Source organism: Clostridium sp. 1001283B150225_161107_B6 (assembly GCF_015556325.1).
Classification (GTDB): domain Bacteria; phylum Bacillota; class Clostridia; order Lachnospirales; family Lachnospiraceae; genus Enterocloster.
Genome location: NZ_JADNMD010000006.1, coordinates 1 through 26,628, shown reverse-complemented (window position 1 = coordinate 26,628; position 26,628 = coordinate 1). Strand labels below are relative to the sequence as shown.

31 protein-coding genes are annotated in these 26,628 nt (G+C 49.2%); 30 read left to right on the top strand and 1 reads right to left on the bottom strand.

Annotated features, from left to right (window positions below; genetic code table 11):
- The first annotated feature begins 6 nt into the window (after positions 1-6).
- The 28 genes from I2H39_RS15080 to I2H39_RS14945 all read left to right on the top strand — a co-directional run bounded on the left by I2H39_RS15080 (position 7) and on the right by I2H39_RS14945 (position 25,540).
- Positions 7-1,401, top strand: a complete 1,395-nt coding sequence (locus tag I2H39_RS15080; protein ID WP_195626872.1) for a hypothetical protein — start codon at positions 7-9, stop codon at positions 1,399-1,401.
- A 74-nt stretch (positions 1,402-1,475) separates the two neighbouring features.
- A complete protein-coding gene (locus I2H39_RS15075; RefSeq protein ID WP_195626871.1) occupies positions 1,476-2,453 on the top strand; it encodes an NAD(P)-dependent oxidoreductase in 978 nt (325 codons plus the stop codon).
- 10 nt (positions 2,454-2,463) lie between these two features.
- A complete protein-coding gene (locus tag I2H39_RS15070) occupies positions 2,464-3,012 on the top strand; it encodes a C-GCAxxG-C-C family protein (protein WP_195626870.1) in 549 nt (182 codons plus the stop codon).
- A gap of 23 nt (positions 3,013-3,035) precedes the next feature.
- Positions 3,036-5,033 carry an FAD-dependent oxidoreductase gene (locus tag I2H39_RS15065; RefSeq protein ID WP_195626869.1) on the top strand — a complete coding sequence of 666 codons (1,998 nt, stop codon included), beginning with the start codon at positions 3,036-3,038 and terminating at the stop codon, positions 5,031-5,033.
- 722 nt (positions 5,034-5,755) lie between these two features.
- Positions 5,756-5,974: a PF20097 family protein gene (locus tag I2H39_RS15060; RefSeq protein ID WP_195626868.1), complete on the top strand. Its 219-nt coding sequence runs from the start codon at positions 5,756-5,758 to the stop codon at positions 5,972-5,974.
- An 87-nt stretch (positions 5,975-6,061) separates the two neighbouring features.
- Positions 6,062-6,337, top strand: a complete 276-nt coding sequence (locus I2H39_RS15055) for a hypothetical protein (protein ID WP_243281812.1) — start codon at positions 6,062-6,064, stop codon at positions 6,335-6,337.
- 146 nt (positions 6,338-6,483) lie between these two features.
- Positions 6,484-8,091, top strand: coding sequence for a hypothetical protein (locus I2H39_RS15050; RefSeq protein WP_195626866.1), 1,608 nt, complete (start codon positions 6,484-6,486; stop codon positions 8,089-8,091).
- Between the two features lie 108 nt (positions 8,092-8,199).
- Positions 8,200-9,087, top strand: coding sequence for a phosphoadenosine phosphosulfate reductase family protein (locus I2H39_RS15045; RefSeq protein WP_330640782.1), 888 nt, complete (start codon positions 8,200-8,202; stop codon positions 9,085-9,087).
- 74 nt (positions 9,088-9,161) lie between these two features.
- Positions 9,162-9,776, top strand: a complete 615-nt coding sequence (locus I2H39_RS15040; protein WP_195626864.1) for a hypothetical protein — start codon at positions 9,162-9,164, stop codon at positions 9,774-9,776.
- Between the two features lie 14 nt (positions 9,777-9,790).
- Complete coding sequence (locus I2H39_RS15035) at positions 9,791-10,720, top strand: DNA adenine methylase (RefSeq protein WP_195626863.1); 930 nt, start codon at positions 9,791-9,793, stop codon at positions 10,718-10,720.
- 13 nt (positions 10,721-10,733) lie between these two features.
- Positions 10,734-11,183: a hypothetical protein gene (locus I2H39_RS15030; protein WP_195626862.1), complete on the top strand. Its 450-nt coding sequence runs from the start codon at positions 10,734-10,736 to the stop codon at positions 11,181-11,183.
- Positions 11,143-11,430 (top strand): AbrB/MazE/SpoVT family DNA-binding domain-containing protein, encoded by a 288-nt coding sequence (locus I2H39_RS15025; protein ID WP_195626861.1) that lies wholly within the window; start codon positions 11,143-11,145, stop codon positions 11,428-11,430. The genes I2H39_RS15030 and I2H39_RS15025 overlap by 41 nt, the downstream gene beginning before the upstream one ends.
- A 3-nt stretch (positions 11,431-11,433) precedes the next feature.
- The gene (locus I2H39_RS15020; protein ID WP_195626860.1) at positions 11,434-11,718 is read left to right on the top strand and encodes a hypothetical protein; all 285 of its coding nucleotides are present in this window, start codon (positions 11,434-11,436) and stop codon (positions 11,716-11,718) included.
- Positions 11,699-12,289 carry a YodL domain-containing protein gene (locus I2H39_RS15015; protein ID WP_195626859.1) on the top strand — a complete coding sequence of 197 codons (591 nt, stop codon included), beginning with the start codon at positions 11,699-11,701 and terminating at the stop codon, positions 12,287-12,289. Before I2H39_RS15020 ends, I2H39_RS15015 begins: the two co-directional genes overlap by 20 nt.
- Positions 12,268-12,708 carry a septation protein SpoVG family protein gene (locus I2H39_RS15010; RefSeq protein ID WP_207746827.1) on the top strand — a complete coding sequence of 147 codons (441 nt, stop codon included), beginning with the start codon at positions 12,268-12,270 and terminating at the stop codon, positions 12,706-12,708. The genes I2H39_RS15015 and I2H39_RS15010 overlap by 22 nt, the downstream gene beginning before the upstream one ends.
- Positions 12,709-12,771: 63 nt before the next feature.
- A complete protein-coding gene (locus tag I2H39_RS15005; RefSeq protein WP_195626858.1) occupies positions 12,772-12,987 on the top strand; it encodes a DUF6133 family protein in 216 nt (71 codons plus the stop codon).
- An 18-nt stretch (positions 12,988-13,005) separates the two neighbouring features.
- On the top strand, positions 13,006-13,392 hold the full coding sequence (locus tag I2H39_RS15000) for a SpoVG family protein (RefSeq protein WP_195626857.1): 387 nt from the start codon (positions 13,006-13,008) through the stop codon (positions 13,390-13,392).
- Between the two features lie 15 nt (positions 13,393-13,407).
- Complete coding sequence (locus tag I2H39_RS14995) at positions 13,408-13,824, top strand: A24 family peptidase (RefSeq protein ID WP_195626856.1); 417 nt, start codon at positions 13,408-13,410, stop codon at positions 13,822-13,824.
- A gap of 35 nt (positions 13,825-13,859) precedes the next feature.
- On the top strand, positions 13,860-16,868 hold the full coding sequence (locus I2H39_RS14990) for an InlB B-repeat-containing protein (RefSeq protein ID WP_195626855.1): 3,009 nt from the start codon (positions 13,860-13,862) through the stop codon (positions 16,866-16,868).
- 152 nt (positions 16,869-17,020) lie between these two features.
- Positions 17,021-17,857: a Flp pilus assembly protein CpaB gene (cpaB, locus tag I2H39_RS14985; RefSeq protein ID WP_195626854.1), complete on the top strand. Its 837-nt coding sequence runs from the start codon at positions 17,021-17,023 to the stop codon at positions 17,855-17,857.
- The gene (locus I2H39_RS14980; RefSeq protein WP_195626853.1) at positions 17,850-18,659 is read left to right on the top strand and encodes a ParA family protein; all 810 of its coding nucleotides are present in this window, start codon (positions 17,850-17,852) and stop codon (positions 18,657-18,659) included. Before cpaB ends, I2H39_RS14980 begins: the two co-directional genes overlap by 8 nt.
- 242 nt (positions 18,660-18,901) lie before the next feature.
- Entirely contained in the window at positions 18,902-20,260 is a 1,359-nt protein-coding gene (locus tag I2H39_RS14975) for a CpaF/VirB11 family protein (protein ID WP_347708592.1), read from the top strand.
- Positions 20,257-21,186, top strand: coding sequence for a hypothetical protein (locus tag I2H39_RS14970; RefSeq protein ID WP_195626851.1), 930 nt, complete (start codon positions 20,257-20,259; stop codon positions 21,184-21,186). Before I2H39_RS14975 ends, I2H39_RS14970 begins: the two co-directional genes overlap by 4 nt.
- A gap of 1 nt (position 21,187) precedes the next feature.
- Positions 21,188-22,060 carry a type II secretion system F family protein gene (locus tag I2H39_RS14965; RefSeq protein ID WP_195626850.1) on the top strand — a complete coding sequence of 291 codons (873 nt, stop codon included), beginning with the start codon at positions 21,188-21,190 and terminating at the stop codon, positions 22,058-22,060.
- Between the two features lie 16 nt (positions 22,061-22,076).
- On the top strand, positions 22,077-22,469 hold the full coding sequence (locus I2H39_RS14960; RefSeq protein WP_195626849.1) for a DUF4320 family protein: 393 nt from the start codon (positions 22,077-22,079) through the stop codon (positions 22,467-22,469).
- A complete protein-coding gene (locus tag I2H39_RS14955; RefSeq protein ID WP_330640783.1) occupies positions 22,460-23,008 on the top strand; it encodes a hypothetical protein in 549 nt (182 codons plus the stop codon). The genes I2H39_RS14960 and I2H39_RS14955 overlap by 10 nt, the downstream gene beginning before the upstream one ends.
- 196 nt (positions 23,009-23,204) lie before the next feature.
- The gene (locus tag I2H39_RS14950) at positions 23,205-23,792 is read left to right on the top strand and encodes a DUF6550 family protein (RefSeq protein WP_195626848.1); all 588 of its coding nucleotides are present in this window, start codon (positions 23,205-23,207) and stop codon (positions 23,790-23,792) included.
- Between the two features lie 464 nt (positions 23,793-24,256).
- A complete protein-coding gene (locus I2H39_RS14945) occupies positions 24,257-25,540 on the top strand; it encodes a hypothetical protein (protein WP_330640784.1) in 1,284 nt (427 codons plus the stop codon).
- 29 nt (positions 25,541-25,569) lie between these two features.
- On the opposite strand, the gene I2H39_RS14940 is transcribed toward I2H39_RS14945, so the two are convergent.
- Entirely contained in the window at positions 25,570-25,818 is a 249-nt protein-coding gene (locus tag I2H39_RS14940) for a helix-turn-helix transcriptional regulator (RefSeq protein ID WP_195626846.1), read from the bottom strand.
- Positions 25,819-25,918: 100 nt separating this feature from the next.
- Between I2H39_RS14940 and I2H39_RS14935 the strand changes: the two genes are divergently transcribed.
- Positions 25,919-26,119 (top strand): hypothetical protein, encoded by a 201-nt coding sequence (locus I2H39_RS14935; protein ID WP_195626845.1) that lies wholly within the window; start codon positions 25,919-25,921, stop codon positions 26,117-26,119.
- 12 nt (positions 26,120-26,131) lie between these two features.
- Entirely contained in the window at positions 26,132-26,467 is a 336-nt protein-coding gene (locus tag I2H39_RS14930) for a DUF3852 domain-containing protein (RefSeq protein WP_195626844.1), read from the top strand.
- Positions 26,468-26,628 lie beyond the last annotated feature (161 nt).

The following is a 26,628-nucleotide window of genomic DNA, read 5'->3' as shown; positions in this document are numbered from 1 at the left end:
GGTAAAATGATAGAGAGAGTAAAAAAATGGTGGTTCATGTCACCAGAGGAAGCAGCCAGCAGTGCAGATGCTGTTTACACCCGAGTCATGCCAAATCAACGGCGTTCCACGTTTTCCTTATGGGCTTTTGCGATTGCCTTTGCTTATACGATTACAGCATTCATTGTGGGTGGTTCCTTGTTGGATGCCGCCAGTAGTACTGTCTTTTGGAGGGATATTTTAGTCGGGTATGCCGCTTTGGTCTTCATTTCCTTCTTAGTGGCTGTTCCTGCTTATAAAACAGGCTGTAATACAACCATTTTTATGCGGTATGTGTTTGGGGAGAACGGTTACATTGTTCCTGCAGTCATTATGGTTGTGCTGATTATTTTCCATTCCGGATTCCAGTGTTCAACATTCGGTGAAGTCCTGTTTCCTATGGGTTCACCTCAGTTTGTGATAGTATGTTTAATCTGCGGCCTGTTGGTTATCGTCTCTCTCATTAAGGGTATCAAGGGACTTGAGACGGCTGCCAACATAGCAATTGGCTTTCTTATTATTTCGGTTGCAGTATGTTTTGTGCTCTCCTTACGGGAGATTGGGGGCTTGGAGGGCTTTAATACATATATTAACAACAGAAAGGTTGAGAACGCGCCTACAGAAATGTATCTGATAAACACCGTGATAGGAAGCTGGACCATTGGCTGTTGTACCAACGGAAACTATACACGTTATTGTAAAAATAAGGTTTCTATGTTTGGCTTCTGTATCCTGGCATTTTTCGTATTCCAGCTGCTTCTTGCACTGTTGGGAGCATTCTCTGTGATTACGGTTGATACTTACATATTTGTAAATTTTGCCAGAAAGATTAATGTAATATTTGGGGCTTTCTGTACCATAGCATTCTTGTTGGCATTGTGGACAACCATCAATGGGAATATTTATCTTATTCAGATTCCGGTTGCTTCAGCAGCCAAAGGCAGTATTAAATCAATAGGACTTATCTGTGGCGCTCTTGCGGGGTTTATGGGAGCCGCTGGTTTTTCCCGCTTTGCAGGTCCGGTACTGAATATCTCAGGTACGCTTCTGCCTCCGTTTATTGGACCATTGATTGTAGATTACTATCTAAATAAGGACCGGTATTATTATAATCCGGTTGTTATGGGGAAAAAGATGCCAAAATGGAATTGGTGCGCGTTTGTGGCAAGTATTGCCGGTTTGGTAATCGGTTATGTGTGGATTCCATCATTCGTACCGGTTTCGATTTGGTCAATCCTTCTTTCGGCACTCATTTATATGGTTTTGTTCTATGTTTTAAAGGTAGCAGGCATCCGAGTGGGACTTTCTGCTGTTGAAATAGATGACGAACTGAAGCAGTCTGCTTTTGAGCCATATAGTTCGGAACAACTGGACAAACGGTAGGTACTGTTCCCAAATGAAAGTGGCTGTCTTTTAAACTGGATTATTTTTAAAATTAAAACTTGGAGGTAGATAATATGGTTATATTATGTGATGGCTGCCGAAGCTATATCGGCGGGGTGGTAGTGAATGAACTTTTGAAACAGGGACACACAATTATCAATTATACCCGCAGCAAAGCTACGCCGTCTAAAAATCCGCAGTATAAGACTGTACATGGTGAATTAGATGATATGTCCAGGCTTATAACAGTCATGAAAGAGAATAAGGTAGAAGCGGTTTTACATTTGGCGGCACAGTCAAGTCCATATGTAGGATTCAGTGTTCCGCTGGAGACCGCAAAGGTCAATTTCATGGATACGATGGTCATTCTTGAGGCCGCACGCCTGACCGGGGCGGAGCGGGTAATCATGTTCAGTTCTGATTGCGGCGCTGGGAGTGTTGGAATTGACGTTCCTGTGACCCAGGATGTTCATACAAAACCGCGTACTGTTTACGGGGTGACTAAGACTGCCTGCGAGATGCTGGCCGGGGTTTATAATTACTGTTACAATATGAGCTGCATCACACTCCGTATTCCGCATATTATAGGAGAAGTGCGCACTCCATTTGAGGTGTTCACGGAGGCTATGTATGCTGCTGTAACAGGGACCAAGTATGTCCGGGAAGAAGGGCTTGATACACCGTATGCATTTTTGCACCTGGATAGCCTGACTGAGGCGATTGTCAATTCAATCCTGATTTCAAAGGAAAATGTGTGTAAGACACCGGTATATAATGTCTGCGATTATAACTGTACAATGAAGGAGCTGCTGGACTGTATTAAAAAGCATGAACCTTCATTTGAATATGAGGTTGGACCGGGGTATGAGCATGTTAACGGAATAGAGTCAGAGTGGATTCAGGGGCCATGGATTTGTGATGAGACGACCCGGGATCTCGGTTGGAAAGCATGGTATGATTTGGATACCGGCGTTCAGGCATTTCTGGCAGCGTGGAGAAAAGCAAAGGAAGAGGGCAACCTTCCTGAAGCTGCGTTTATTTCCGTGGATTAAGGAGTTCCCAATGATTGATAGCAAGAGCCAAAAAGCGGTTGAAAAAGCAGAGAAGGCGAAGCTATTAGGCCTTAGTAATTTTTATGGGGGATTAAGCTGTTCAGAAAGTACATATGAGGCGCTGCTCCGTTCAGGAGCAGTTCCCCCAGAACAAGTTTCATATACGACTTGTGCATTGTGTGCCGGCTTTGGCGGAGGTGCTGGCTGCAGCGGCAATAACTGCGGTGCATTGTCAGGAGCAATCATGGCTGTTGGCGCAGTCCATGGAAGAAAGTACCCTTTAGACGATAAACCTGATGGGTTATATGAACTTGAGTATCATCGGTATAATCTTCTTGTAGATGAATTTATAAGACAGACGGGCAGTCCATTATGTAAGGAAATATGCAGGGACTATTTGGGAAAATGGAGTTCGCCTGGCAGAAAAGCTCGTTGTGCTGAAGTTGTTCAGACTGCGATATATCTTGCATGCAAATATATCGACATGGAAAGCGAAGAAATCAGGAATATGCCATGGGGATATAATGTGACAGAAGAACGTGCCGATGACGAATCATGAATGCATTAAAAGGAGGCTGCAATATGCCATTAAAATATCCGAAATTATTTGAACCATTTAGTATTGGCAAGGTAGAAATCAAGAACCGTATCGTATTGTCTGCAATGCTGCCGGAAGGGTGGACCGAATTGAATGCAGCATTTGGTGAACGGATTATCCGATATTACGAAGAACGTGCCAAAGGTGGTGCAGGGCTAATCATCACAGGTTCAACGACGCCGAATCATCAACTGGAAAATCAGGAATCTCCATTGGTAAATCCCAAACGCTTTGTAGTTCAGACGAAAAAGCTGGCTGATTGTGTTCATTCTTATGGAGCTAAGCTATTTTATCAATTTCAAATCTGCAGCGGACGCAATCTGGCGCCGGATTCGGAGTTCGGCCTTCCGGTTTCCAGTTCGGAAGTCGAGAACCGGTATGACCCGTCTGTATTGTGCCGTGCATTGACCGTGGATGAGATTCATGAAATTGTCCGGTCTACTGTTGAAGCAGTGTATCTTTGCTATAAAGCCGGAGCCGACGGCGTGGATATCAATGGCGTGAAGGGGGGATACCTTGGCGACCAGTTTGGAGTAAACGCATGGAATCACAGAACGGACCAATATGGCGGGAGTCTTGAGAATAAGCTGCGGATAATGAAAGAAATCCGTGACGGCATCAGGGATAAATGTGGTCCGGATTTCCCGGTTACCACCCGTTTGGGCACAAAATCCCACATGAAGGGACCGATGCAGGGGCATGTGCCCGGGGAGGATTATGTTGAATACGGGCGTGACATGGAAGAAAGCCTATTGATGGGACAATATCTGGAGAAGATTGGATATGATGGTTTCCTGTTTGGGACGGGAACACATGATTCAATGTACTGGCTGTATCCCCCCATGTATATGGCGGATGGATGCTGGCTGGAGGAGGCGGAAACACTTCGCAGGGCGGTTCATATTCCCGTGATTCTGCCTGGGAAGATGAATGTTCCGGAGCTTGCCCATATGGCTGTAGCGGAAGGAAAGGTGGATGCAATCGGTATTGCCCGGGGAATGCTGGCTGACCCGGAATGGGCGAATAAGGTTCACCGCGGAGAGGATGAAGAGATTCGTCCCTGCATCAGTTGTAACAATGGATGTCTCGCAAGCATACAGGCAGGTCTTCCGTTGCGCTGTGCCGTCAATCCGGATGTTTGTTTTGAAGAAGAAGCAAAAACAAAATACGCAAAAAGTTCCAATCCAAAGAAGGTTGCCGTCATTGGCGGTGGTATCGCCGGAATGGAGTGCGCGCGTACAGCGGCAGTGCGGGGACATCAGGTGACAATATACGATAAGGGCAATTGCCTGGGCGGAGTCATGATTCCGGCTGAGATGCCGGAATTTAAGGCAGCGGACAGAAGATTGTTAAAATGGTATGAATGCCAGATAAAGAAAGCTGGAGTGGGCATAGAATTGAATATGAATATGACACCGGAAAGTATCCGGCAGTTGGATGTGGACGTCATTGTGATTGCAAATGGGGCAAAGGAGAAAAAACCTGGAATTGAAGGGATAAATCTGGCACATGTCATGACTGGAACTGAGGCTTTGATGAACATCGATGGTATGGGAACGAATGTGGTTGTTGTGGGCGGCGGCCAGGTTGGATGTGAGATTGCCTTGTGGCTGAAGCAGAAGGGACATGAACCGGTTGTCATTGAAGCAATGGACAAACTTATGGGAGGTAAGGTAAAACCGTCTATTTCCAATCGTGATATGTTGATTGACCTTTTGAAATTCAATCAGGTGCCCATATATTTACAAGCGGATGTCATGAAGATAGAAAAGGATTATGTTGCAGTCCGGACAAAGGATGGTACAATGGCTTTACCGGCAGATAACGTGGTTATTTCTGTTGGATTTGCTGCAAACAGTGATTTGTTCAAGGAAATATATGCTTCAACAGAAAAAGATGTCTATTTTATAGGTGATGCAAAATCACCTGGAAATTTCATGTCCTGCATTCGTGACGGGAATGCCGTTGGTGCTGCTATTTAGTTTGAAAGCGGGTATTATCGTACTGAAGAGTATCAAAGGAAATAGGATATATTTAAGAGGACATTATTTGACGGTTATTGCTCTAAAAAGATAAACCTTAGTATAATTAGGGTACATCTATAAGGTTCACTTCCATATACATTAAACTTTGGTTGGGATAATGATTTTGGGAGGCTTCTTATATATGTATTTTAATACAACTAAAAAATGTTGGAAGTGTACTTTTCTCACCCCCAACATTCAACATAGAATCTAAATTTTGTAACATGTCTACCAGTCAGCGGACTGCCTTTAGTGGCGGTCCTTTTTTAATTGGAGGTGAAAGATGCAGATATATATCAAGAGGGAGAACCACAGCGAAGGGATATGGATGAATCTTCCTGCGAACCAGCATGAAATAAAACGGATATACACAGAGCTGGAGAAGATGCATCCTTCCAGTATGATTCCATTTGTAGCAGAAATGCAGTCAGATATCAAAGCACTGGCAGGATTTCTGGAGGACTGCATGCCATTTTTTGAAACACTGTGTTTTATGATAATAAATATACAGCACTTCATTTTTAACTGTATTTTTGATATAATCAACCAAGGACGAGTCTGTATTAGGAATCTGTTTTGTGTATTGGTGGTTTCTTTTACTTCAGAGGGAGTAGTGAATAATCGAAACGACAACTCCCATCTTATGGGACTGAAGATTTGAATCTATGGGGGAAGGTATTATGAACTGTCCATATTGTGGCAAAGAAATGATGGTTGGAAGTATTTCGCAGGACAGATATGCCTTGAAATGGGTCCCTTGTGATAAAGATATGGGAATTTTAAATTTTACGCCTTTGGTGAAAGGAGTTAAGTTAACTTCTATGATGGATAACGTAAGGGTCAAGGTGTTCTACTGTGAAGAATGCAGAAAGTTTTTAATTGACCAGGATGATTTATGAGTGAGTAATTAAATCTTAGCCATTGGGGCTGGAACGTTGGAAGTTGTGGGGATAGACAGAATGAAAACCATTACAATTTGCGGTAGTATGAGATTTGAAAATGAAATGCAGAGGATAGCATTTGAATTGGAAGCAAAGCATAGATTTAATGTATTGCAATGCATTTATGGCTTGAAAAAGGATGAATTAACATCGGTTGATTTGGCTATTCTTGAGGAAGCGCAACTAAAAAGAATAGAACTTTCAGATGCCATATATGTCGTCGATATTGGAGGATATGTAGGAGATATGACAAAAAAAGAAATGAAATATGCCAAGGAAAATGGAAAAGAAATTATAGTTCATTCTGAGTATGTTTTATAAGCAGTCAAATTCCAGCTTAAGGAAAGAATTAACAGGCGCTAGATGCTATTTCATTATCTGGTGTCTTTTTTAAATAAATATTGTAACGTGTCTACCAGTCAGCGGACTGCCTTTAGTGGCGGTCTTTTTTTAATTGGAGATGAAAGATGCAGATATATATCAAGAGGGAGAACCACAGCGAAGGGATATGGATGAATCTTCCCGCGAACCAGGATGAAATAAAACGAATATACACAGAGCTGGAGAAGATGCATCCTTCCAGTATGATTCCATTTGTAGCAGGAGTGCAGTCAGATATCAAAGCGCTGGCAGGATGTCTGGAGGACTGCATGCCATTTAAGGATGGTCATATGGAACGAATCAATGCACTGGCGCAGAGCATAGATGCGTGGACAGACGAAGAAAAGGCACGTTTCGAAGCTGCCATCAGGCTGGAGCATCCGGACACAATCGAAGCGGTCATGGACCTTGCAGGGCATCTGGACCGTTACATTCTGGATATACGCATAAAAAACTGGGAAGAAGCCGGACGCATGGAACTGAAACGGTGGGAAATCCAGATGGATAAAAAGCTGGAACCATTCCTGAATCTGGAAGCTATCGGAAAGGATTATGCAGACAGAGAAGGCTGGATGACCCCCATGGGATATGTGGTAAAGAGAAAGAACATTCTTTTCGTGGCCGGGGAACAGATGCATCCGGAAAACCCCTTAAAAGAACCTCTTATCACTGCCTATATGATGGATGAGGATTGGAATAAAGAAGCATTCCGTCTTCCATTTACAGAACAGGAAAGGGACAGCCAGACCATGCAGAAATGGGATTCCTATGTCATAAAGAATACAACTGGTTATCTGGGGGAACTTCCCTGTTATCTCCCGCCAGGTATCACGTTATCTGAATTAAACCGGGTAGTGGATGTCATCCACAGGGAAAACACAGAAAGAGGAATACTGGAAAAGGAGAAACTCTACGCTATTCTGGAAGCCGGACTGCCAGAAAGTATAGAGGAAGCCTGTCAGATTATTGGAGGATATGAAGACTATCTGTACATCCGTGCTGATGGGGCAGACCGGCAAACGATGCTACGGATGCTGGCCCGTCATTATTCCGGGGTAGTCCTGCCGAAGGAACTGGAACCATATTTCAGTTATGAGGAGTATAGGAAGACCTTTCAGAAACAGTGCATCAATACATCCACAGGAGTGGTATTCCATCCGGAAAGGGATTTTAACCGCCGTCTGTCAGGAGGCCATACCATCCGGATATACAGTCCACTGACCGTTACCATGTTCCGGCATGACAGTGATGGCCTCATGCCGGAGGTGCTGGCGGGGGAGCGTCTAATTCTGCAAAAAGATATCATCGCGGCCGAACTCAGACGGCATCAGCCATCGGATGAGGCGTGCATGGGTATTTTTTTATATAACCAGCTGCTGCGGGCTAAGATTGAACGTATGGTGCCCATGCCGGAGGTATATGGGGAGCAGTTGTGGTGTGTGCTGGAGGTGAAGACAAGGGGGGAGCTGACGGAGGCAGAGCATAAGGAATTGAAGGATGACTGGCTGCGTCAGATGAAGGAGGGCTGGGGGATGTCCCTGATTGAATACCCAGTCTACACGGAAGAGGGAGAAATGCATATCGGATTATGGGACGATGACTATGGGGCTGACTTATGCGTGATGACGGAAGAAGAGTTAAAGGGGACTGATACCACGGGGCAGGAACCAGAGGGGATGGAACCCTATATGTAAAACAGATAAAAGAGGGCAACCCCTTTTATATAAATCACGCTCCTGCAGGAAACCAGAGGAAGGAGGCAGAGTCCCGGCCGGGATAAGAGATATCTGACTCTCTTATGATTGGATTTAGAGCAGAAAGCGATAGAACGGGTGAGGGCTGCATCGGAGATGTCGCAGCGTATTTATGGGCAGCCCCTCATCGTGACGGACAGCGGAGGAAAGGACAGTGCCGTGTGCAGGGAAATCGTAAGGCGGTCCGGGGAGCCGTTTGAACTCCACCATAACCATACGACGGCCGATGCACCGCAGACGGTGTACCATGTACGGCAGATATTCAGGGAATACGAAAACAGGGGAATCCCATGCAGCATCAGCTATCCGTACTATAAAGGCCAGCGGGTGTCCATGTGGTCCCTGATACCGATGAAACGGTTCCCGCCGACCAGGCTGCAGCGTTACTGCTGCGAAGTCCTCAAAGAGAATTCCTGCCGTGACCGGTTCATAACAACCGGGGTGCGCTGGGCAGAGAGCCAGAAACGCAGGGACAACCGCGGGGTATTTGAGAACTATACAAGGGATAAGAACAAAAAGATTATCCTCAACAATGACAACGATGAGGGACGCATGCTGTTTGAGTCATGCGCCGTGAAGGGAAAACGAATCTGTAATCCCATTGTGGACTGGCTGGACCGGGATATATGGGATTATATCCAGTCAGAACATATCCCGGTAAACCCGCTGTATGGATGGGGATTTCACCGGGTGGGGTGTATTGGATGTCCCATAGCTGGAAAGAGGCGCTGGACGGAATTCCGCCTGTTCCCTTCCTACCAGAGAGCCTATGAACGGGCATTCGATGTTATGCTGGCACGTATCCAGGGACAGGGCATAGAAACCAAATGGAAGGATGCGGCGGATGTATTCGCTTGGTGGATGGAGGACCGGAACATGGAGGGACAAATCAGCCTGTCGGATTTGGAACTGTGGAGGATAGAAAACGAGGATTGATGGGGAGGTGGAAGCGCCATAATGGGTGGTTACATCAAGTGTAAGGACAGAGGAATGAAAAGGAGGTAAATGGAATGCCAGGAGGACGTTTTTTATCAGGCAGCAGCCTGGAAGTGTTTGAAACGCTGATGCAGGAGGGGCAGCCCTGCCTTCCGGAACGGAAGGAACCGGACATGGCGGTTTCCTGTTTTTTCTGCAGGAATACAAGGACAAGCGGGTGCCAGAAGATACTAAAGGAACTGCGTTACCGGATTCCCGACAGCCGGTTCATGGAACGGGTAGAGGAAACAAGGTCCCGTATGGACGGCCCGGTCTACCGGAACCGTGAACATGAGGAACGCTACCAGGGTCTTATCGGGCACCGGCAGATATTTGCCTTGGACCAAAAGGCATCCTATGCATCCGCCCTTTACCTGTTAACCGCAGACGGATATCTGTGGGGGAAGGCGCGGGATGCCATCACCCTGTCGCAGGTGCGGTTCCCGGACATCCAGCTTGGGGGTATCAACATCAGGGGATACATCCTGTATCATCTGGCCAAGGACCTGTATTACCGGGCCGGGTGTGTGAAAGTGTCGGACCTGACGGACCGCAGCCTGGTGGACCAGGGACTGTTTGCCGTCCTGCTGACCGGATGCCTCCTGCGGGAACATGGACTGGGGCGCATGCAGCAGATTGGAATGGTATAGGAGGTGCTGCCCCATTGAACAGCATCATCAGCTGGATTGGAGGGAAGAAAGCCCTCCGGGAACTGATTTACCAGAGGTTTCCCGTGTCCTATGGGCGTTACATTGAGGTGTTTGGCGGGGGAGGCTGGGTCCTGTTCGGCAAGCAGCCAGAGGGAATGGAGGTATACAATGACTATAATTCCGACCTGACCAACCTGTTCCGGTGCGTGAGGGACAGGCCGCTGGCCCTGATTCAGGAGCTGGGATTCTTCCCATTGAATGGAAGGGAGGAGTTTGACCATCTGAAACGATTTTTAAGCAGGGAGGAATTCGTGGAGCAGGGACCGTGGTACCAGCAGGAGAGACATCTGGCAGAACAATGCCTGGAGCCAGGGCAATATGGGGAAATAAAGCCTATCCTGGAGGAACATGCAGGGATGTATGACGTGAAACGGGCTGCCTGCTTTTATCAGCTCATCCGTTACAGTTATGGGAGCGGCTGTACGTCCTATGGGTGCCAGCCGTTTGACATACGCAGGACATTTGGGCTGCTCTGGGAGGGAAGCAGGAGACTGGCCGGGACTGTGGTGGAGAATAAGGACTTTGAGGCGCTTATCCGGCAGTATGACCGGGAGAATGCCTTTTTTTATTGCGACCCGCCTTATTTCAAGACGGAAGGGCATTATGAGGTGGTGTTCAGCCGGGAAGACCATGTTCGGCTTCGGGATGCACTTGCGGGAATCCAGGGGAAGTGGCTGTTATCCTATAACGACTGTCCCTATATACGTGGGTTGTATGGAGGGTACCAGATTGAGGCAGTGAGGAGGCTGAATAACCTGGCGCAGCGTTACAACCAGGGGGAGGAGTATGCAGAAGTGCTCATATCCAATTATGATACCGCCAGCCGGGCCAGGGAACTGCCAGAACAGATGGAACTGTCAGATGTGTACGGATTCTATCCGTAGGAAAGGAGGCGCAATGCGGCTAAAGGAAGTGAAAGCAAGACCGGATGAGGAAGGAAGACTGATGATACCGGAAGAAGTGCTGGGGGCGATAGGCACGGACATGGATGGGGCTGTCCATATCACGTATCTGCTGGATGAGGACGGAGGCGGTCCGGAAGTGTTCCTAAGTCCGGTGGAGGCAGGCGAACTCACGCCAGACCAGTTGTATGAGGAAGGGATGCAGCTTACGGTTCCGGAGGAATTGTTGGAGGAAGCAGGCATCCAGCCGGATGAGGACCTGGACGTGGTGTGCGGGGCGCGTAGGATTACCATCCTCCCGGCCCAGTCTGGGACTACCGTACCGCATGAAATACTGGAGCTATGCGCAGAAATCGGAATCGACCCTGAAAAGGTGCGCATCATCATGGAAATGGAGGGATTCAATGTCAGGACCGAAGAAGACATACCGGGTAGTGGACGATAATGGAAGGATTCATATCCCCAAGGCTGTGCGTGAGGATGCCGGGATAAAAAGCGGGGACATTATACGGCTGCAGTCGGATGAAGGAGGCTGGATTGGCATGATGAAGGTGGAACTGATTGAAGCGGGTGACCAGTCACCGGATGCCATGGAGGCATATGTCCGTGCCGCTATCCGCCGGATGCCGGACCAGGGCCGTGTGCGTCTTTTGGCTGAACTGGCCGGACTCATGCAGAAAGATGAGGGATGATGCATGGGAGCGGAACTATCCAGGAATCAGGGGATGCTGTGTGCGTATATGGCAGGACGGGATGGGATGGCGAAGCTTAGGATGCCGTTTGACAGGGAACAGCTGGAGGCCCTCATGGACCGGGAGACACTGCCGGAACTGGTCGTATTCCTGGATATCCATGTAAATCCCGTGCTGGTTATGAGGGAAGGGAACATCCAGTTCTGCACGGATGGAAGTCTGCGGCAGAAGATGGAACGTCTGCTTATGAAACGGAAGGAGGGAGGGGATGGCAGGCATTGCTGTTAAAGACAACCTTATCCTGTATTATGGCAACATGGCCGGATATGTGGAAGACGGGATGGCGGTCATTGACCCAATGTTTCAGAATGAGTACCTGGCCCGGTTCCTGCAGGAGAAGAAAGGGCTGAAACCATGCTGGCAGACAGGCGTGTACGACCGCCTTATACATGGGAAGGTGGACCTGACCGGGGAGGTGAAGCCAATCAGAAACTGCAGGCTTCACCAGCTGAAACCGGAGGTGCCGCCGGAGGAGCGGTTCCTTGATTTTAAGGACCAGGTATCACACCATGGAATGCCGGACTCCAGCCAGTATGAGGTTGTATATGACTGCCAGATAGAGACAGATGACCTGGAAGCAATTTATGCAAAGTTAGAAAAGGAGTTCCCGCAACGGTCTATAGGCCATCCGGTTGCCATTTCGGATGTCATTGAACTGTATGACCGGCAGGGGAGCGACTATTACTATGTAGACCATTATGGATTCCAGAAAATCAGGTTCACCCAGGGACAATCCCTGGATGGCCAGGAATCCAACCATTTGAAAGGAGAGGGCATATGCCAGGAACAACCCATTTAGAACATGAAGGAGACGTACTGGAAGAGAGGCTGGATGGGGATGCGGCTGTGCAGGAAGCCGCAGGATGGGATACCATGCCTGTATTCCGGCCGGTCATCACAAATCTCTATCCGGAAACCGGGGTACTCGCAACCGCAGAAGTACGGATTGGGAATGTATGCACCATACGGAACGTGAAGGTTAAGGAGAATGACTACGGGAAAGAAGTCGTGATGCCAAGGACTAAGATGCCCCACGATGCCGGATATAAGGATGCATGCTTCTTTGAAAGCCGGGGGATACGGGAGCAGTTTGACCAGTCTGTCCTCCAGGCATACGAGCAGCGGATGGACCCAGGGTATGGGGTGGAACCGGAAACGGAAGAGGATTGCATGGATATGGAGCTGGAGGAAGGGGAAGGACCGGAGATGGAGATGTAGCGTACAAGTGTATAATCCGTCTGCCATATCATATCGGTCCATGGAAGAAAGGAGCGGAAGTTCATGAGAGTGAAGGAAAGAGTGGAAATGCTGGCATTCAAGATAAATCAACTGGTGCATGAGGAAAGGGCAGAGAATTTCGTGGATACTGCCATCAAGATTCTGATGGCGGTTGTCATCGGCGCTCTTCTGCTGGCAGGACTTTATAAACTGTTTGCAGATACCGTCCTGCCAACTCTGACCCAGCGGGTTACGGAGATGTTTAACTATTCAGGTTAAGGAAGGAGGAATCCGGGAATGAAGCCACAGCAGCAACCGCAATCACATTCGCAATCAGAAGGTAAGAACGGTAGTAAGATGGACATAGAGGTAAAGATTAATTCCATCAGCATGGATGGGAGTATCCTTGCCACGGCGTCCGTCAACCTGAACCAGTGCCTGGCCATACGGAATGTTCGGCTGATGAACGGTGAGAAAGGGGTATTTCTGTCCATGCCATCCTACCGAACCGGAAATGGAGAATTTAGGGACATCTGCTTTCCCATCACAGCAGAGTTCAGGACACAGATGACGGAAGCTTTGGTAACAGCTTATAAGCAGGCTCTTTCGGTACAACAGGGGAAGATGGAGCATATGACAGAAGCGTCTGCCCAGTCAATGGCCCCATCTGGCCAATCCATGTAGAAAAGGAGAAGGCATGTGTGTAGAACCCTGGCGTTAATCATGTGGATTGGCTTTCTGTTAGCCGCTTCCTGCACCGATATCCGTTACCGCATGGTGCCGGACTGGATGAATCTTTGCATTGCAGCCTGTTCCCTGCCAGGATTCCAACCTGGGAATCTGGCAGGGATTCTTTGTGCCCTTCCCTTCCTGCTTGCGGCTGTCTGCTGGGGAGGAATCGGCGGAGGGGATATCAAGTTTATGGCAGCGTGCGGAATGCAGCTGGGATTACAAGGAGGGCTGATGGCAGCAGTATGGGGGACCGTAGCAATGCTTGCGTACCATCTTGGCCAATTTGCGTGGTGTTCATATGAAAAAAAACAGGTCCCTAAGTCATACCCAATGGTTCCATTCCTGACCATTGCCTGCCTGGCTGTATTGCGTACAGGCGGGTAGGAGGAGGTCGTTACAAAATTGGGTGGAGGTCAGATATGAAAAACAAGAAGAAGTTATGTATCTTACTAAGCATGGCCGTGGCATCCCATCAGGTAGCATACGCTGCAGACCGGTTCCCATCGGATGGTATAGGGCCATCTGTACAGATGTCTGCAGCCACCGTAATGCCATCCAAAGACGGAACAGGACCATACGGGGAAGCGGAATGGGGGGTGTCCACTCCTTCGGAGGCTGCATCATTCCGGAACGGAGAAACGGAACCAGAAGCATGGAAGCTGGAGGGAGCAGATAATACGAAAACCCGCAGCCAGCTAAGGGCTTCCTATGGGGCGGAGTATCATCAGGGGAACTGGGAATCGGATGCCAATGGGAATGCAGTCCGCATTCCTAAGGTGTATCCAGGACAGTCGGCCAATTACCTGCCGTCCCTCCCCGCAGCTGCGCTTGCCAGCAGTCTGTATAAGACATATGGCCCCAATGGATGTGCGGACGTGCAGATTAATGTTAATTCCGGTTCCAACAGCGAAGTGACGGTTAATATGAAAACAGGACAGCTCCTCATCCTAAGACCAATGGGGGCAAGTAAACATTCTTATGTTTATGCAAGCTATATCAACGATAACCGAGGACGCAGATTCAGCGAATTTGCTAAGCTCTACCATCCTACGGATTCGTACTATTCCAGGATGGAGTATGCCTGGCTTATGCGTGTCTCCTGTGACATGGCGGGTAACTGGAATGCCCATGCCGATGGATGGGAGAAGGTAAACAATGATGGGGACCGGGTATACTATGGGCCTGCAAGCTGGACCATGCACCTCAGTGTGGCGCATGATTATGGACCATGGACCACGGCATCCAACCCGTCCTGCACGGTGCAGGGAACCCAGAGGCGGACCTGTATGGATTGTGGTTCGGTCCAGACCCAATCCACCAGCGCACTTGGGCATGCGTTCAGTGACGGTTACTTTATGGGAGCCAATGACGGGACGTATTTTAAACGGTGCACCCGTCCGGGCTGTGATGCCAGGACGGATGTGAAGTACAATCCCTATACGGTTGTGTTTGACGCAAACGGCGGTACCGGATATATGGGCAGCCAGCCATTTATCTATCAGACGCCAGCCATGCTGCAGGCCAATCAGTATACGAAGGATTACCATACATTCCAAGGTTGGAACAGGCAACCGGATGGAGGCGGCATGGCCTATGGGGATGGACAGTCCGTCCTTAACCTGACAACGGCTTATGGGGACACGGTCACGCTGTATGCCCAGTGGCTTCCGAACTCATATACCATAGTGTTTACGGATGGGATAGATGGGAAGCAGGACGTGCAGAAGAGCCTGCAATATACGAATAAGCTGGAGACAATACCGGAGATTACACGGAAGGGATATACCTTCCTGGGATTCTATACGCAACCAGATGGTGGGGGAACCAGAGTCACGGAAGAAACCGACGTGCCACCTGCGGATACTACGTATCATGCACACTGGTCCCCCAATGTATACCGTATTACTTTCCATATCAGGGATGCCTATTGCAGCATGGATGGTAAGACGGTCACATATGATGTGCCCATTGGGGACCTTCCGGTTCCTGTCATGGAGGACTACCGTTTCCTGGGATGGTATGCCCTTCCCTATGGAGAGGGGAACCAGGAAGGAATTATGTACGGGGAAGCGCTTCCTGAACCGGGACGGAACATTGCCGCCTCCTATGAGTATACAGTGGACCAGGATATGGATGCATTCGCTTATTTTATCCTGGTATTCCAGGACCAGGGAAATGGGACCAACCAGAGGCCTGGGAAGGATGGGATTATGGGAACAGACGATGATAACCTGTACCTGAACGGCCCTGATAAAGTAGCGGGTACCCGTGATGACCAGAAGATTTATCCAGGGGATGATGGTGCGTATGGTACGGAGGATGATTTTTACCTGGATGGGGAGAGACGTAAGCATTTTCCCGGACCGGATTTTGTCTTCGGTACAGAGGATGATTACCGGGATGAGGGGGATGGTACGAACACACGGCCCGGACCGGACGGCATTTATGGGACAGAGGATGACATCACGGCCTCCAATGGGCTGGATGGAATCCCAGGTACTGCAGATGACTGGATGGATAACAGCGGGATTTATCCGTCCACCAACCGGAGGCCAGGGGAGGATGGGATTTTTGGGACCGGTGACGATGCAATCTGGTCCAATGGGAAGGATGGACTTCCTGGTACGGAAGACGATGGGTTCATCCATCCCGGAATGGATGGCTCATACGGGACCCGGGATGACTGGTATGACAACCACGATACCTACCCAAACACCAACGTGCGCCCCGGACTCGATGGGGAATTCGGAACCAGGGATGATGAGGTCTGGTTCAATGGTCCGGATGGAATTCCTGGGAATGAAGATGACCTGATTCTATTGCCTGGACCTGATGGTGTGTATGGCACAGAGGATGACTGCTATGACAACCGCAAGGAGCAGGAAGGGACCAATATCCGTCCGGGAAAGGACGGGGTATTCGGAACAGAGGACGATGAAATCTGGACCAATGGTGCGGACCATATCCCCGGAACAGAGGATGATGAGAAGTACGTTCCGTATCATCCGGGAGGAGGTTCAGGAGGGAGCCATACGACAGGGAAACGGGCGTATCAACCATACCTGCCGGATGTGCCTGGTTTGTCCATTCCAGACATGCCGGTAATGGAAATTCCGTCTGGATTTTCTGAGATACTGATGCCATGGGAGCGGGAGCGGGAAGCAGATGTAAGGCAGACCGCAGCCCAACCAGAGCGGGAAGCGCCCGCTGCGTCTCCGAATGATGCAGCGGGTGGGAAAAGAGAATCCGTGAATACAGAGAAGACCAGCGTAAAGGTAACCGAAGCCAGGGAGGAGGATACCAGAGAAGAGGATACCAGAGAAGGGGACCAGGGAAAGGCAATCCTGGCATCAGTCCTGTTACTCATCCTCATTATCCTGGTCCTGTACCTCATACGCAAGGCAGCACAGGCACAGAAAACAGAATGAAAGGAGCGTGAGGATTTGAAGTTGAGAATACGCAAAATGACCCGGTTGACCATCACAGTACCTATCCTGGTATTGAAGGGCGTCCGGACAGGAAAAAGAAAGAGACACAATGCAGGACCAGTATTCCGGATTGGGAAATAAGGAGGAGACATATGAAACTGCTTAAGAACAGGACCGTTCTCGGCATCCTATGTATTGTATTGTCACTTGTCATCTGTTTCCTGGTCACTCCGATGTTCAACCGGTCCATCTCGCAGAAGACGGAAATCGTACGGGTTCAGAAAGATATACGGGCAGGGGATGAAATCACGGAGGACAAGGTGCAGATGGTGGAGGTGGGCGGCTATAACCTGCCAATGGACGTTATAAAAGATTTAGAGAGCGTTGTGGGGACCTATGCTACTGCAGACCTTCTGCCGGGTGATTTTGTCCTGCATTCCAAGATTTCCTCTCAGCCGCCGGGTGCGGACACATACCTGTATCAGCTGGATGGCAGCAGGCAGGCCATATCCGTGACGGTCAAATCCTTTGCTGCGGGATTATCCGGTAAAGTGCGAAGCGGTGACATCGTGTCTATACTTGCACCGGATTACCGCAAGATGGGTGAGACGGTCATTCCACAGGAGCTGCAGTACATTCAGGTCCTTGCAGTGACAGCCAGCACGGGTGTGGATGCCAATACAGGAACTGAGGATAAAGAAAAGGAGAAATCCCTGCCAGCCACGCTGACTTTGCTTGCCACCCCCATCCAGTGCAGGGTTCTGGCAGAACTTGAGGCAGAAGGGAACCTGCATGCGGCCCTTGTATATCGAGGGAAAGATGAGACAGCCAGGCAGTTCATCGAGGCACAGGAGCAACTGCTGGAACTCCTGTATCCACCAGAGGAAGAAACAGAAGAGGAGGAAGAAATGAACGGGCAGGACAGGGAACATACAGAAGATATCAAGGAAGAAGAAAACACGGGGACGGAGGACAATCGGAATGCTTAACATCAGGAAACACAGTATTTTTTCCAGAGAGGAAAAAGGGGACTGTCAGGAAAACCAGGAAAAGGGAGGCGTACTGGCAGTGTGGGGAAGTCCTGGAGCCGGGAAGACAACGGTGGCTGTAAAGCTGGCACAATACCTGGCAGCCCGGAAAAAGAATGTGTCCCTCCTGCTGTGTGATATGACGGCCCCCATGCTGCCCTGTATTTGCCCTCCGGGCGACCTGGGGTCCGGGCATTCCCTGGGGAGCATTCTGGCGGCGACCCATGTGACACCAAACCTGGTCCGTCAGAACTCAGTGGTACACAAGCATCTGGATTATCTCCTGATGCTTGGTATGCAGAAGGGGGAAAACGAGTATACCTATCCGCCCCACAATGCCAGCCAGGCCACGGAACTGATTGACTGCCTGCGGGAACTGACCCCGTATGTCATCATTGACTGCAGCAGCTATATCGTCAATGATATCCTGTCCGCCATTGCACTTATGGAGGCGGATTCTGTCCTGCGTCTGGCAGGGTGTGACCTTAAGTCCATCAGCTATCTGTCCAGCCAGCTTCCGCTCCTGCAGGATTACGCATGGGATGCAGATAAACAGTACCGGGTAGCCAGCAACATCCGGTCCAATGAAGCGAGCGAACACGTGGAACGGGTGCTGGGGAACGTGGCATTCCGGATTCCACACTCTGCCGAGGTGGAGGAGCAGGTCCTGGCAGGAAATCTGTTAAAGGACCTGTCCCTAAAGGACAGCCGGGGATTCCGGAAAGAGATTGAGCGAATTACAGGGGAGGTGTTTGGATGTTAGGAGAGAAGAGGGGGGAGTCTCTGTTCCTCCAGACCATGAAGGAAGTACAACCGCAGGCGATTGAGGCAGGGACGCAGAACAGAGAAAGGGAGCCTCAAACCGGTTCTACCCATCAACCGGACTTCATGGCGGCATCTGCTATGGTGCCATGTCCTGTTAAAAAGAATACGGAGGAGAAAATACGAGAAGACTGGGGGCAAAAGCCGGAGGAGGAATGGGAGGTGGACATCACGCCTGGGTTTATGCCTGGAAATGGAGGCCCCAGAAACCAGGACCTGTTCTTTTCTGCCAGAGAGGGCCGGGAATTTCCACAGGTGCTGGAGGAAGTCCAGGAATATGTGTCAAGCAAGTACGCCACCCTTTTGGCCGGTTATGGGGATGAGGATGTGAAAGCCCAGATTAAGCGTTACATTACGAAATATATCCAGGACTACCGGATTACCGTCCATGGAATGACCATGGAACAGCTGGTGGATGGACTGTATACCGAGATGGCTGAGTTCTCGTTCCTGACCAGGTATATCTTTGGGAGTGGAATTGAAGAGGTGGATGTGAACAGCTGGAACGACATCGAAGTCCAGTACAGCGATGGCAGGAACGAGAAGCTGGAGGAACACTTTGACAGTCCGGACCATGCTGTCAATGTCATCCGGCGGATGCTGCATGTAAGCGGGATGGTCCTTGACAACGCAAGCCCGGCTGTGTTGGGACATTTATCCAAGAACATCCGTATTGCTGTCCTCAAGACCCCTCTGGTAGATGAGGATGTAGGCGTCTGCGCCAGCATCCGGATTGTCAATCCGCAGAGCATGACACAGGAGGATTTTGTGCAGGGCGGGACAGCTACCGGGGAAATGCTGGATTTCTTATCAGAATGCATCCGGTATGGAATCTCCGTGTGTGTGGCCGGGGCCACCAGTTCCGGCAAGACCACGCTGGCCGGCTGGCTCCTTACCACGGTCCCGGACAGTAAACGTATTTTCACGATTGAGAATGGTTCAAGGGAGCTGGACCTGGTACGGAAACAGGATGGGAAGATTGTAAACCGTGTCATCCATACACTGACCAGGGACGCTGAAAGTGAAAAACAGACCGTGGACCAGGACGCACTTCTTGACATGGCACTGCGGTTCAACCCGGAAATCATCTGTGTAGGGGAGATGCGGAGTTCAGAAGCCTATTCCGCACAGGAAGCAGCCCGGACCGGCCACACTGTGCTTACCACTATCCATTCGAACAGCTGTGAGGCAACCTACCGCAGAATGGTGACGCTATGCAAGCGAAAATACGACATCTCGGATGACACGTTGATGGCTCTGGTGACGGAGGCCTTCCCAGTCATCGTGTTTGCCAAACAACTGGAGAACCGGAAACGTAAGGTCATGGAAATCATGGAATGCGAAGTTCTGCCGGATGGGGGCCGGAACTACAGGAGCCTGTATCACTACAACATATCGGAGAACCGGATGGACGGGAACCGCTTTATCATCCGCGGCGACCATGAAAAGGTGCAGGGGATTTCAGAAAGCCTGAAGAAGCGGTTTCTGGAGAATGGGATGCCGAAGGAACAGCTTGTGCGCTGGGAGGGAGAAGAAACATGAACATGGTAAACATACTGGCCTGCGCCGGGATGGTGGCAGGTTTCTTTATGATACTGAGGTTGACCCTAATGGAATTTACGGATGGAGTCTTCCGACACTTCCTGAAGCCGCCGGACAGTATTAAGGCAGAGATAGAGGAAACACAGAAGAGAAAGAAACCATCCATCCTGAAGCGGGAGGTAGGACTATGCCAGGATGTACTGTCCCTGACTGGGAAAGGGGAACGAATGTCCCTAATCTGTGCATCAGCCCTCGGCCTGTTCCTGGCCGGAGGAATCCTGGCCACGATGCTGGGGAATGTGTTCCTGATTCCGGTCCTGGCAACCGGGTTTCTGTTCTTTCCCTTCTGGTATATCCGGCTCATGGAGCATCATTACAAGAAAGCGATTGCATCGGAGCTGGAGACGGCCCTGAGTATCATTACAACCGCTTATCTGCGAAGCGAGGATATCCTGACGGCAGTCAGCGAGAACATCCATTACCTGAATCCACCGGTCAGCCATGTGTTCCGGGATTTCCTGGTGCGGCTCAAGGTCATCAACCCGGACATGGAGGCAGCGCTTAAGGAGTTAAGGAAAAAGATACGTAATGATGTGTTCGAGGAGTGGGTGGATGCAGTCAGTGACTGCCAGTATGACCGTTCTTTGAAGTCCACACTCACCCCTATCGTAAATAAGCTGTCTGATATGCGGGTTGTGAACGGGGAGCTGGAGAACCTGGTGTTTGAGCCGAGAAAGGAGTTCATCACCATGGTAATCCTTGTCATTGGGAACATCCCGCTTATGTATGCGCTGAACAGGGACTGGTACCGGACGTTGATGCACACCCTGTTCGGTCAGGCCATACTGGCCATCACGGCAGCCGTCATCTTTGTGTCCACGTCAGCTGTCATACGCCTGACCAGACCAATTGAATATAGGAGGTAGTATGATTCCATTGCTGTTTTTGTTTGGCCTGTTCCTTGCTGCAGGGTTTTATTTCCTTGCTGCAGGGCTGTTGAGGCTTCCCAGCACGGGAGCCGCCAGGGCCATCGCAGAACATGGAGGACGTAACAGGAAGGTCGGTGTGATTCTGGAGGATGGGATGGACCATCTGTCGGTCCTCCTGGCCAGACATATCACCCTGGATGAGTACAGGAAGCGGAGGATGGGGAACATCCTGAAAGCCGCAGGGATGGGGATGACTCCCGAGGTCCATGCTGCTGCCTGTATTGTTAAGGCCGGGGTGACTGCCATTCCCATTCTGCCGTGTCTGCTGTTCCTGCCGCTTGTAACACCCATCCCTGTGTTTGCGGCAGTGGCTGTATACTTCAGGGAAACCAGAAAACCAGAGGAGAGGATGAGGGAAAAAAGGGATATGATGGAGCAGGAACTGCCACGGTTTGTAGCCACAGTCGAACAGGACCTGAAAAACAGCCGCGATGTCCTGTCCATCCTGGAAAGCTTCAAGAAGAATGCCAGCGATATCTTCCGGAAGGAACTGGACATTCTGACGGCAGACATGCGCTCAGGAAGTTATGAGGCGGCGCTGACTCGATTTGAGGCCCGGCTGAATTCACCTATGTTATCCGATGTAGTGCGGGGACTCATCGGTGTGTTAAGAGGAGATGACAGCGCAGCCTATTTCCAGTTGCTAAACCACGATTTCAAACAGCTGGAACTGCAGCGGCTTAAGAAAGAGGCTCAGAAGATACCGCCGAAAATCCGCATCTTTTCATTCCTCATGCTGTTGTGTTTCCTTATGACATATCTGGCTATCATTGGTTACGAAATCCTCACGTCGCTGGGGAGCATGTTCTAAGAGAGGGGGATGTCAGGTGGATATCATCCGATGTGAAAAAGGGGAAGGGTATATCGATGTGTGCGTCCTGGTACTGTGCGTATTTCTGGTGCTGGGGTTAGCTGTGAATGTCCTTCCGGTGTATGTTGCCAAGAACCAGCTTGACACATTTGCACAGGAACTGTGCAGGGAAGCAGAAATGGCAGGCCGGATTGGAGAGGAGACAAGCAGGAGGGAGTCTATTCTACGGGAAAAGACCGGCCTCACTCCGGAAGTGGAGTGGTCGGAGCATGGCCGGTTCCAGCTCAATGAGGAAGTGGAGGTGACCCTGACCATGCAGATGGATATCGGCCTGTTCGGAGGCTTTGGCTCCTTCCCCGTTACCCTCCGGGCCAAGGCACATGGAAAGGGGGAGGTGTATTGGAAGTAGAAAGATGGAGGAAGACAATATCAGGTCAGGAAGGAAATGGAATCCCCCTGGCGGTGGCATCTGCCCTGGTGGTGCTGTTCCTCTTTTGCGGTATTGCAGAATATGCCAGGCTGAACCTTATCGCAGCAGGTATCAGGGATGCGGTCCAGGAGGCCATCGTGTCCACGGTCAATGATAACTATGATGATGTATATCATGGTGTGCGGGAGGGGTATTCCGGCGGCTACTATCCATCCGGGGGCGGATGGGACGAAAGCCTGGATTATGGAGATGTATATGGAGTTCTTGATGAATTGTTGGGAATGGAAGACCATGGAAGTTACCATGTGAAACTGGTTGACGGAGGTCAGAAAGAGGAATACCGGATTTCGGGCCTGGATGTAACCATACAGAATGTTCCCCTGACATCCGACAGCAGCGGGAGGTTCCTGGCAGATGCCACGTTTCTGCTTCAGGTACCGGTCCGTTTCGGGGCAAGCAGTCTGCCAGACATGCAGATTCATATGAAAGTGCAGGCGGCTTATACGCCGGTGTTTTAGTAGGAGGAATTTGGATATACCAGTAAAGGTGTTCAGATGATTGCGCTTCACTAACTTTAGCGACTGATTGCGGTTATAAAGAATAAGGAAATGTCAGAAGTTCCTATATATTTCCTTAAAATGGTGAATAATCCTAGACTTTAGAACGTTCTTATGATAGGTTGAAATTAGAAACAGGGAAGAGGAGGGGATGTATATGAAGATGGATGATAAGCAGAAGAAGTGGCTGACAATTGGAGGAGCAGGAATCATATGCCTGATTCTGGTGGTCCTGATTGCCGGCCAGTTTAAAAGGGAACCGGCTGTAACGGTTCAGGAAACCACCCAAGCGCCCCAGACGACTGTGGCAGCACCCAGCATCGAGAGCAGCGGGGCGGTTAAGGAAACAGTGAAGGTAGAGACAAAACCACAGCCAACAACGCCGCCAATGAAAGAACAGACCGATGAAACAATCCAGGAGATTCAGCCGGAAGTAACGAAACCCGCAGCACCAAAGGAAGAGGTTAGACATGACCCAGCGAAGAAGCCCAATGGTGAACCAGTGAAACCAACCGAACCGATGATTGCGGAACCGGAACCGGCCCCTTCAACCGAGCCGCTGGTGGTTACGGAACCACAACCGGTAGAACCACCAACAGAGATACCAACCGATGCACCGACAGAGGCACCGCAGGAAGGGCAGATATATGTACCGGGGTTTGGTTGGGTGAATGAAAGTGGAACTACGGTAAAAGAAGTCTATTCCGATGGGGATATAAACAAGCAGGTAGGAAGTATGAATTAATGATATTAATAAAAGGCCGTTACGCAACGGTCTTTTTTTGTGGAAGGAGTTAAAAGGTGAGGCATTTTAAATATCTTATTGTACTGATATTTTGTATTTGCTTTACGATTAATGTATATGCAATGGGTGATGGAAATATTGATTCAGGAGGAGGTGATATGTCGCAGGGAACAAGCCAGAAAAATAAGTGGTCTGTAGGCGATGAAGGGGTCAGGGTTACTATAATACGTACATCTGACCAGTCAGTAGTTACTAATTCAATCGATTATACTAATAAAAGCCCATCGATACAGGCTCACTTTGGAGGGGGTAGTAAAATAGATTACCGAAGTGGTGCATCATTATCAGTTAGCGTAGAAAATTATTTATGTAAAAAACCAAATCAGAAGATGCCAAAAATAATTACCAGTGCAAGCGGACATAGTAGTATAGAAGAAATAAAGCGATACTTCTGCTCAGAATATATGATACGGCTAATCTCACAAGATACCGGCATTTCATTTGAAAACCTGACAAATGGCGAATACAAAATATTATTGGAGCCAGTAGCCTATGTGACCTATAACGGAATCCGCATGGCCATGACAGCAACCGAGGCAGCATATTATTCAAGGATGGGAACTAACATCCGGGATATGCTGCCTAATGTTTTCTTTAAGAATGTTCCCCTCGCTATGTTCTTAGAGACGCCGGACTTAGGATATCCGGCATGGTCCGGACCGAGGGACCAGCTGGTTACGGAGGAACAAATCATATCCTCTTTGGGACTGGGCATTATTCGCTTTAAGGAACAGGAGCAGGAACCAGGAGAAATTATGACCTACGATTATGTTTACCGTGTCAATACGCAGGTCATCACATCTGTCATTGTCAGGGGAGGTCAATCAGACCCGGATTATCCTGCAAGTGTGCGGTTTAACATAAAAGGTAAGAACTATACAGTGAACAATGTCTATTATCCAGAAGGAGGTGAACAGCTTGCATGGATTCGGTGGACCACACCGGATACTCCTCAAGATATTACAATACAGGTAAGTGGCGGAGGAGGTGGACACCCAAGTAAGGGGACCATCCATGTAAAAGTGGTGGACCTGGACAAAAATCCTCCCCCAAATCCGGTTGCAGATGACAGGAATGATTCGTATATGAAGCCGACATCTCTGCCGTCCAACGGTCAGATGAAGGAGGCCAGCTGGAGCATATGGAGGCCCTGGTGGCATGAATACTGGGTATACCATGACGGAGGGGAGGATGAGGATGGATACTGGGAAGATGAGGGATGGTGGGAGTTCGATTTGGATTGGTATCAGGCCAGTCTGTCAGGAGGGATGGATATTTACCCCGATGAAAAAAATCCTACCGCATCTAATGATACCATAAAGAGTGGGTATGGAATCAACCAGACAGTCACAGCAGATGTAAGTACGAATCAGTCCGGTGCGGTTACAGGAGCGCAGAACGCAGTGACTTATTTCCCGGAATTCAATTACCAAACGTATTGGAGGCTGCTGGAACGAATCAGTGGTGATTACCATTCCCAGTTTGTGTTCAAAGAAAATGAGTATTCAACCTTTAACAGACGGACCCATTTCACTCCGATTTGGATGCCGGATGGGACCTACACAGCATATACTTGTCTGTTGGACTGCTGGACACCCAAAGGGATGTTGTCCCTTGACCTTTCTGACCATGTGGAAATCCAGGGGAATTTGTGGCTGGACTGGCATATCGCACCAGTCAGCCCATAAGAATACACTAAAACCTGGACCGTGTATTATTAGAGCAGCTTCAGAAACAGCCCATTGAAAAACTGGTCATACGAACAGTTGTAGACCTGATGCAGGGCAACGAGTACCTGGATGGGTATATTAAGTTCACCTGTTTCGAAGCGCGAATAGTAACTGCGGGTGACATCCACACCGTAGCGTGCCATCTGGGCGATGAGCTGGTCCTGGGTATAGCCGTGTTCCTTACGCAGGCTGCGTAGATTATTACCGATTTTCATGTCAACTTTTAATTTTTGCATGACGGAAGTCCCTTCAATTGCTCAAAATATTGAGTATTTGATTTAGTATATGTTATACTGCTAAAAAATAGGCTCAGCATATTGAGCAAAGGAGGCAGCAATGGAAGAAGGGGTAGTCCAATGGATATTGGAGAATCGTGAGACATGGAAAGCAATCTGCGGAGTGGAGGGGAAGTGGTTGACAAAAGATGAGTTCTACGATTTATTGGATATGACAATCAGGCGCAGCCGGGATGGAGAAGGGTTTGAGGTGATGTTACTGGTATTGCTCACAGTGTATCGAAATTGGACAATTTTATAATGGAGGAAGCTTATGACTTGTAAAAAGCTTTTTTGGACAGTGGCCGTGACCGTATGGCTGCTGTCCTTTCATTTCTGCATGGTATCCTATGCATCCGGGGATGTATCCGGGGCAATCGAGGGAACCTGGAAGACAGCAGTGGTACAGATTAGGGCCGTGGTGGATAATGTTGTGTTCCCTGCAATTGATTTGGTACTGGCTGTTTTTTTCTTTGGGAAATTGGGTACTGCTTACTTTGATTTTCGGAAACACGGTCAATTTGAATGGAGTGGGCCAGCCATCTTATTTGCATGTCTGGTGTTCACATTGACAGCCCCTATTTACATTTGGACGATTTTGGGGATGTAATAAGCAAAGGCACTACACTGAATTAAAAGCGTAGTGCCTTTCGTATAGAGTGTATGAAAATTTTTCTGTAAATAGGTATTAGCCAAAGGTCTTCTATGATAAAATAAAAAATCATAGGAGGCCTTTTATTATGGCAAGAGAAAAGAAACCGGTACACCAGG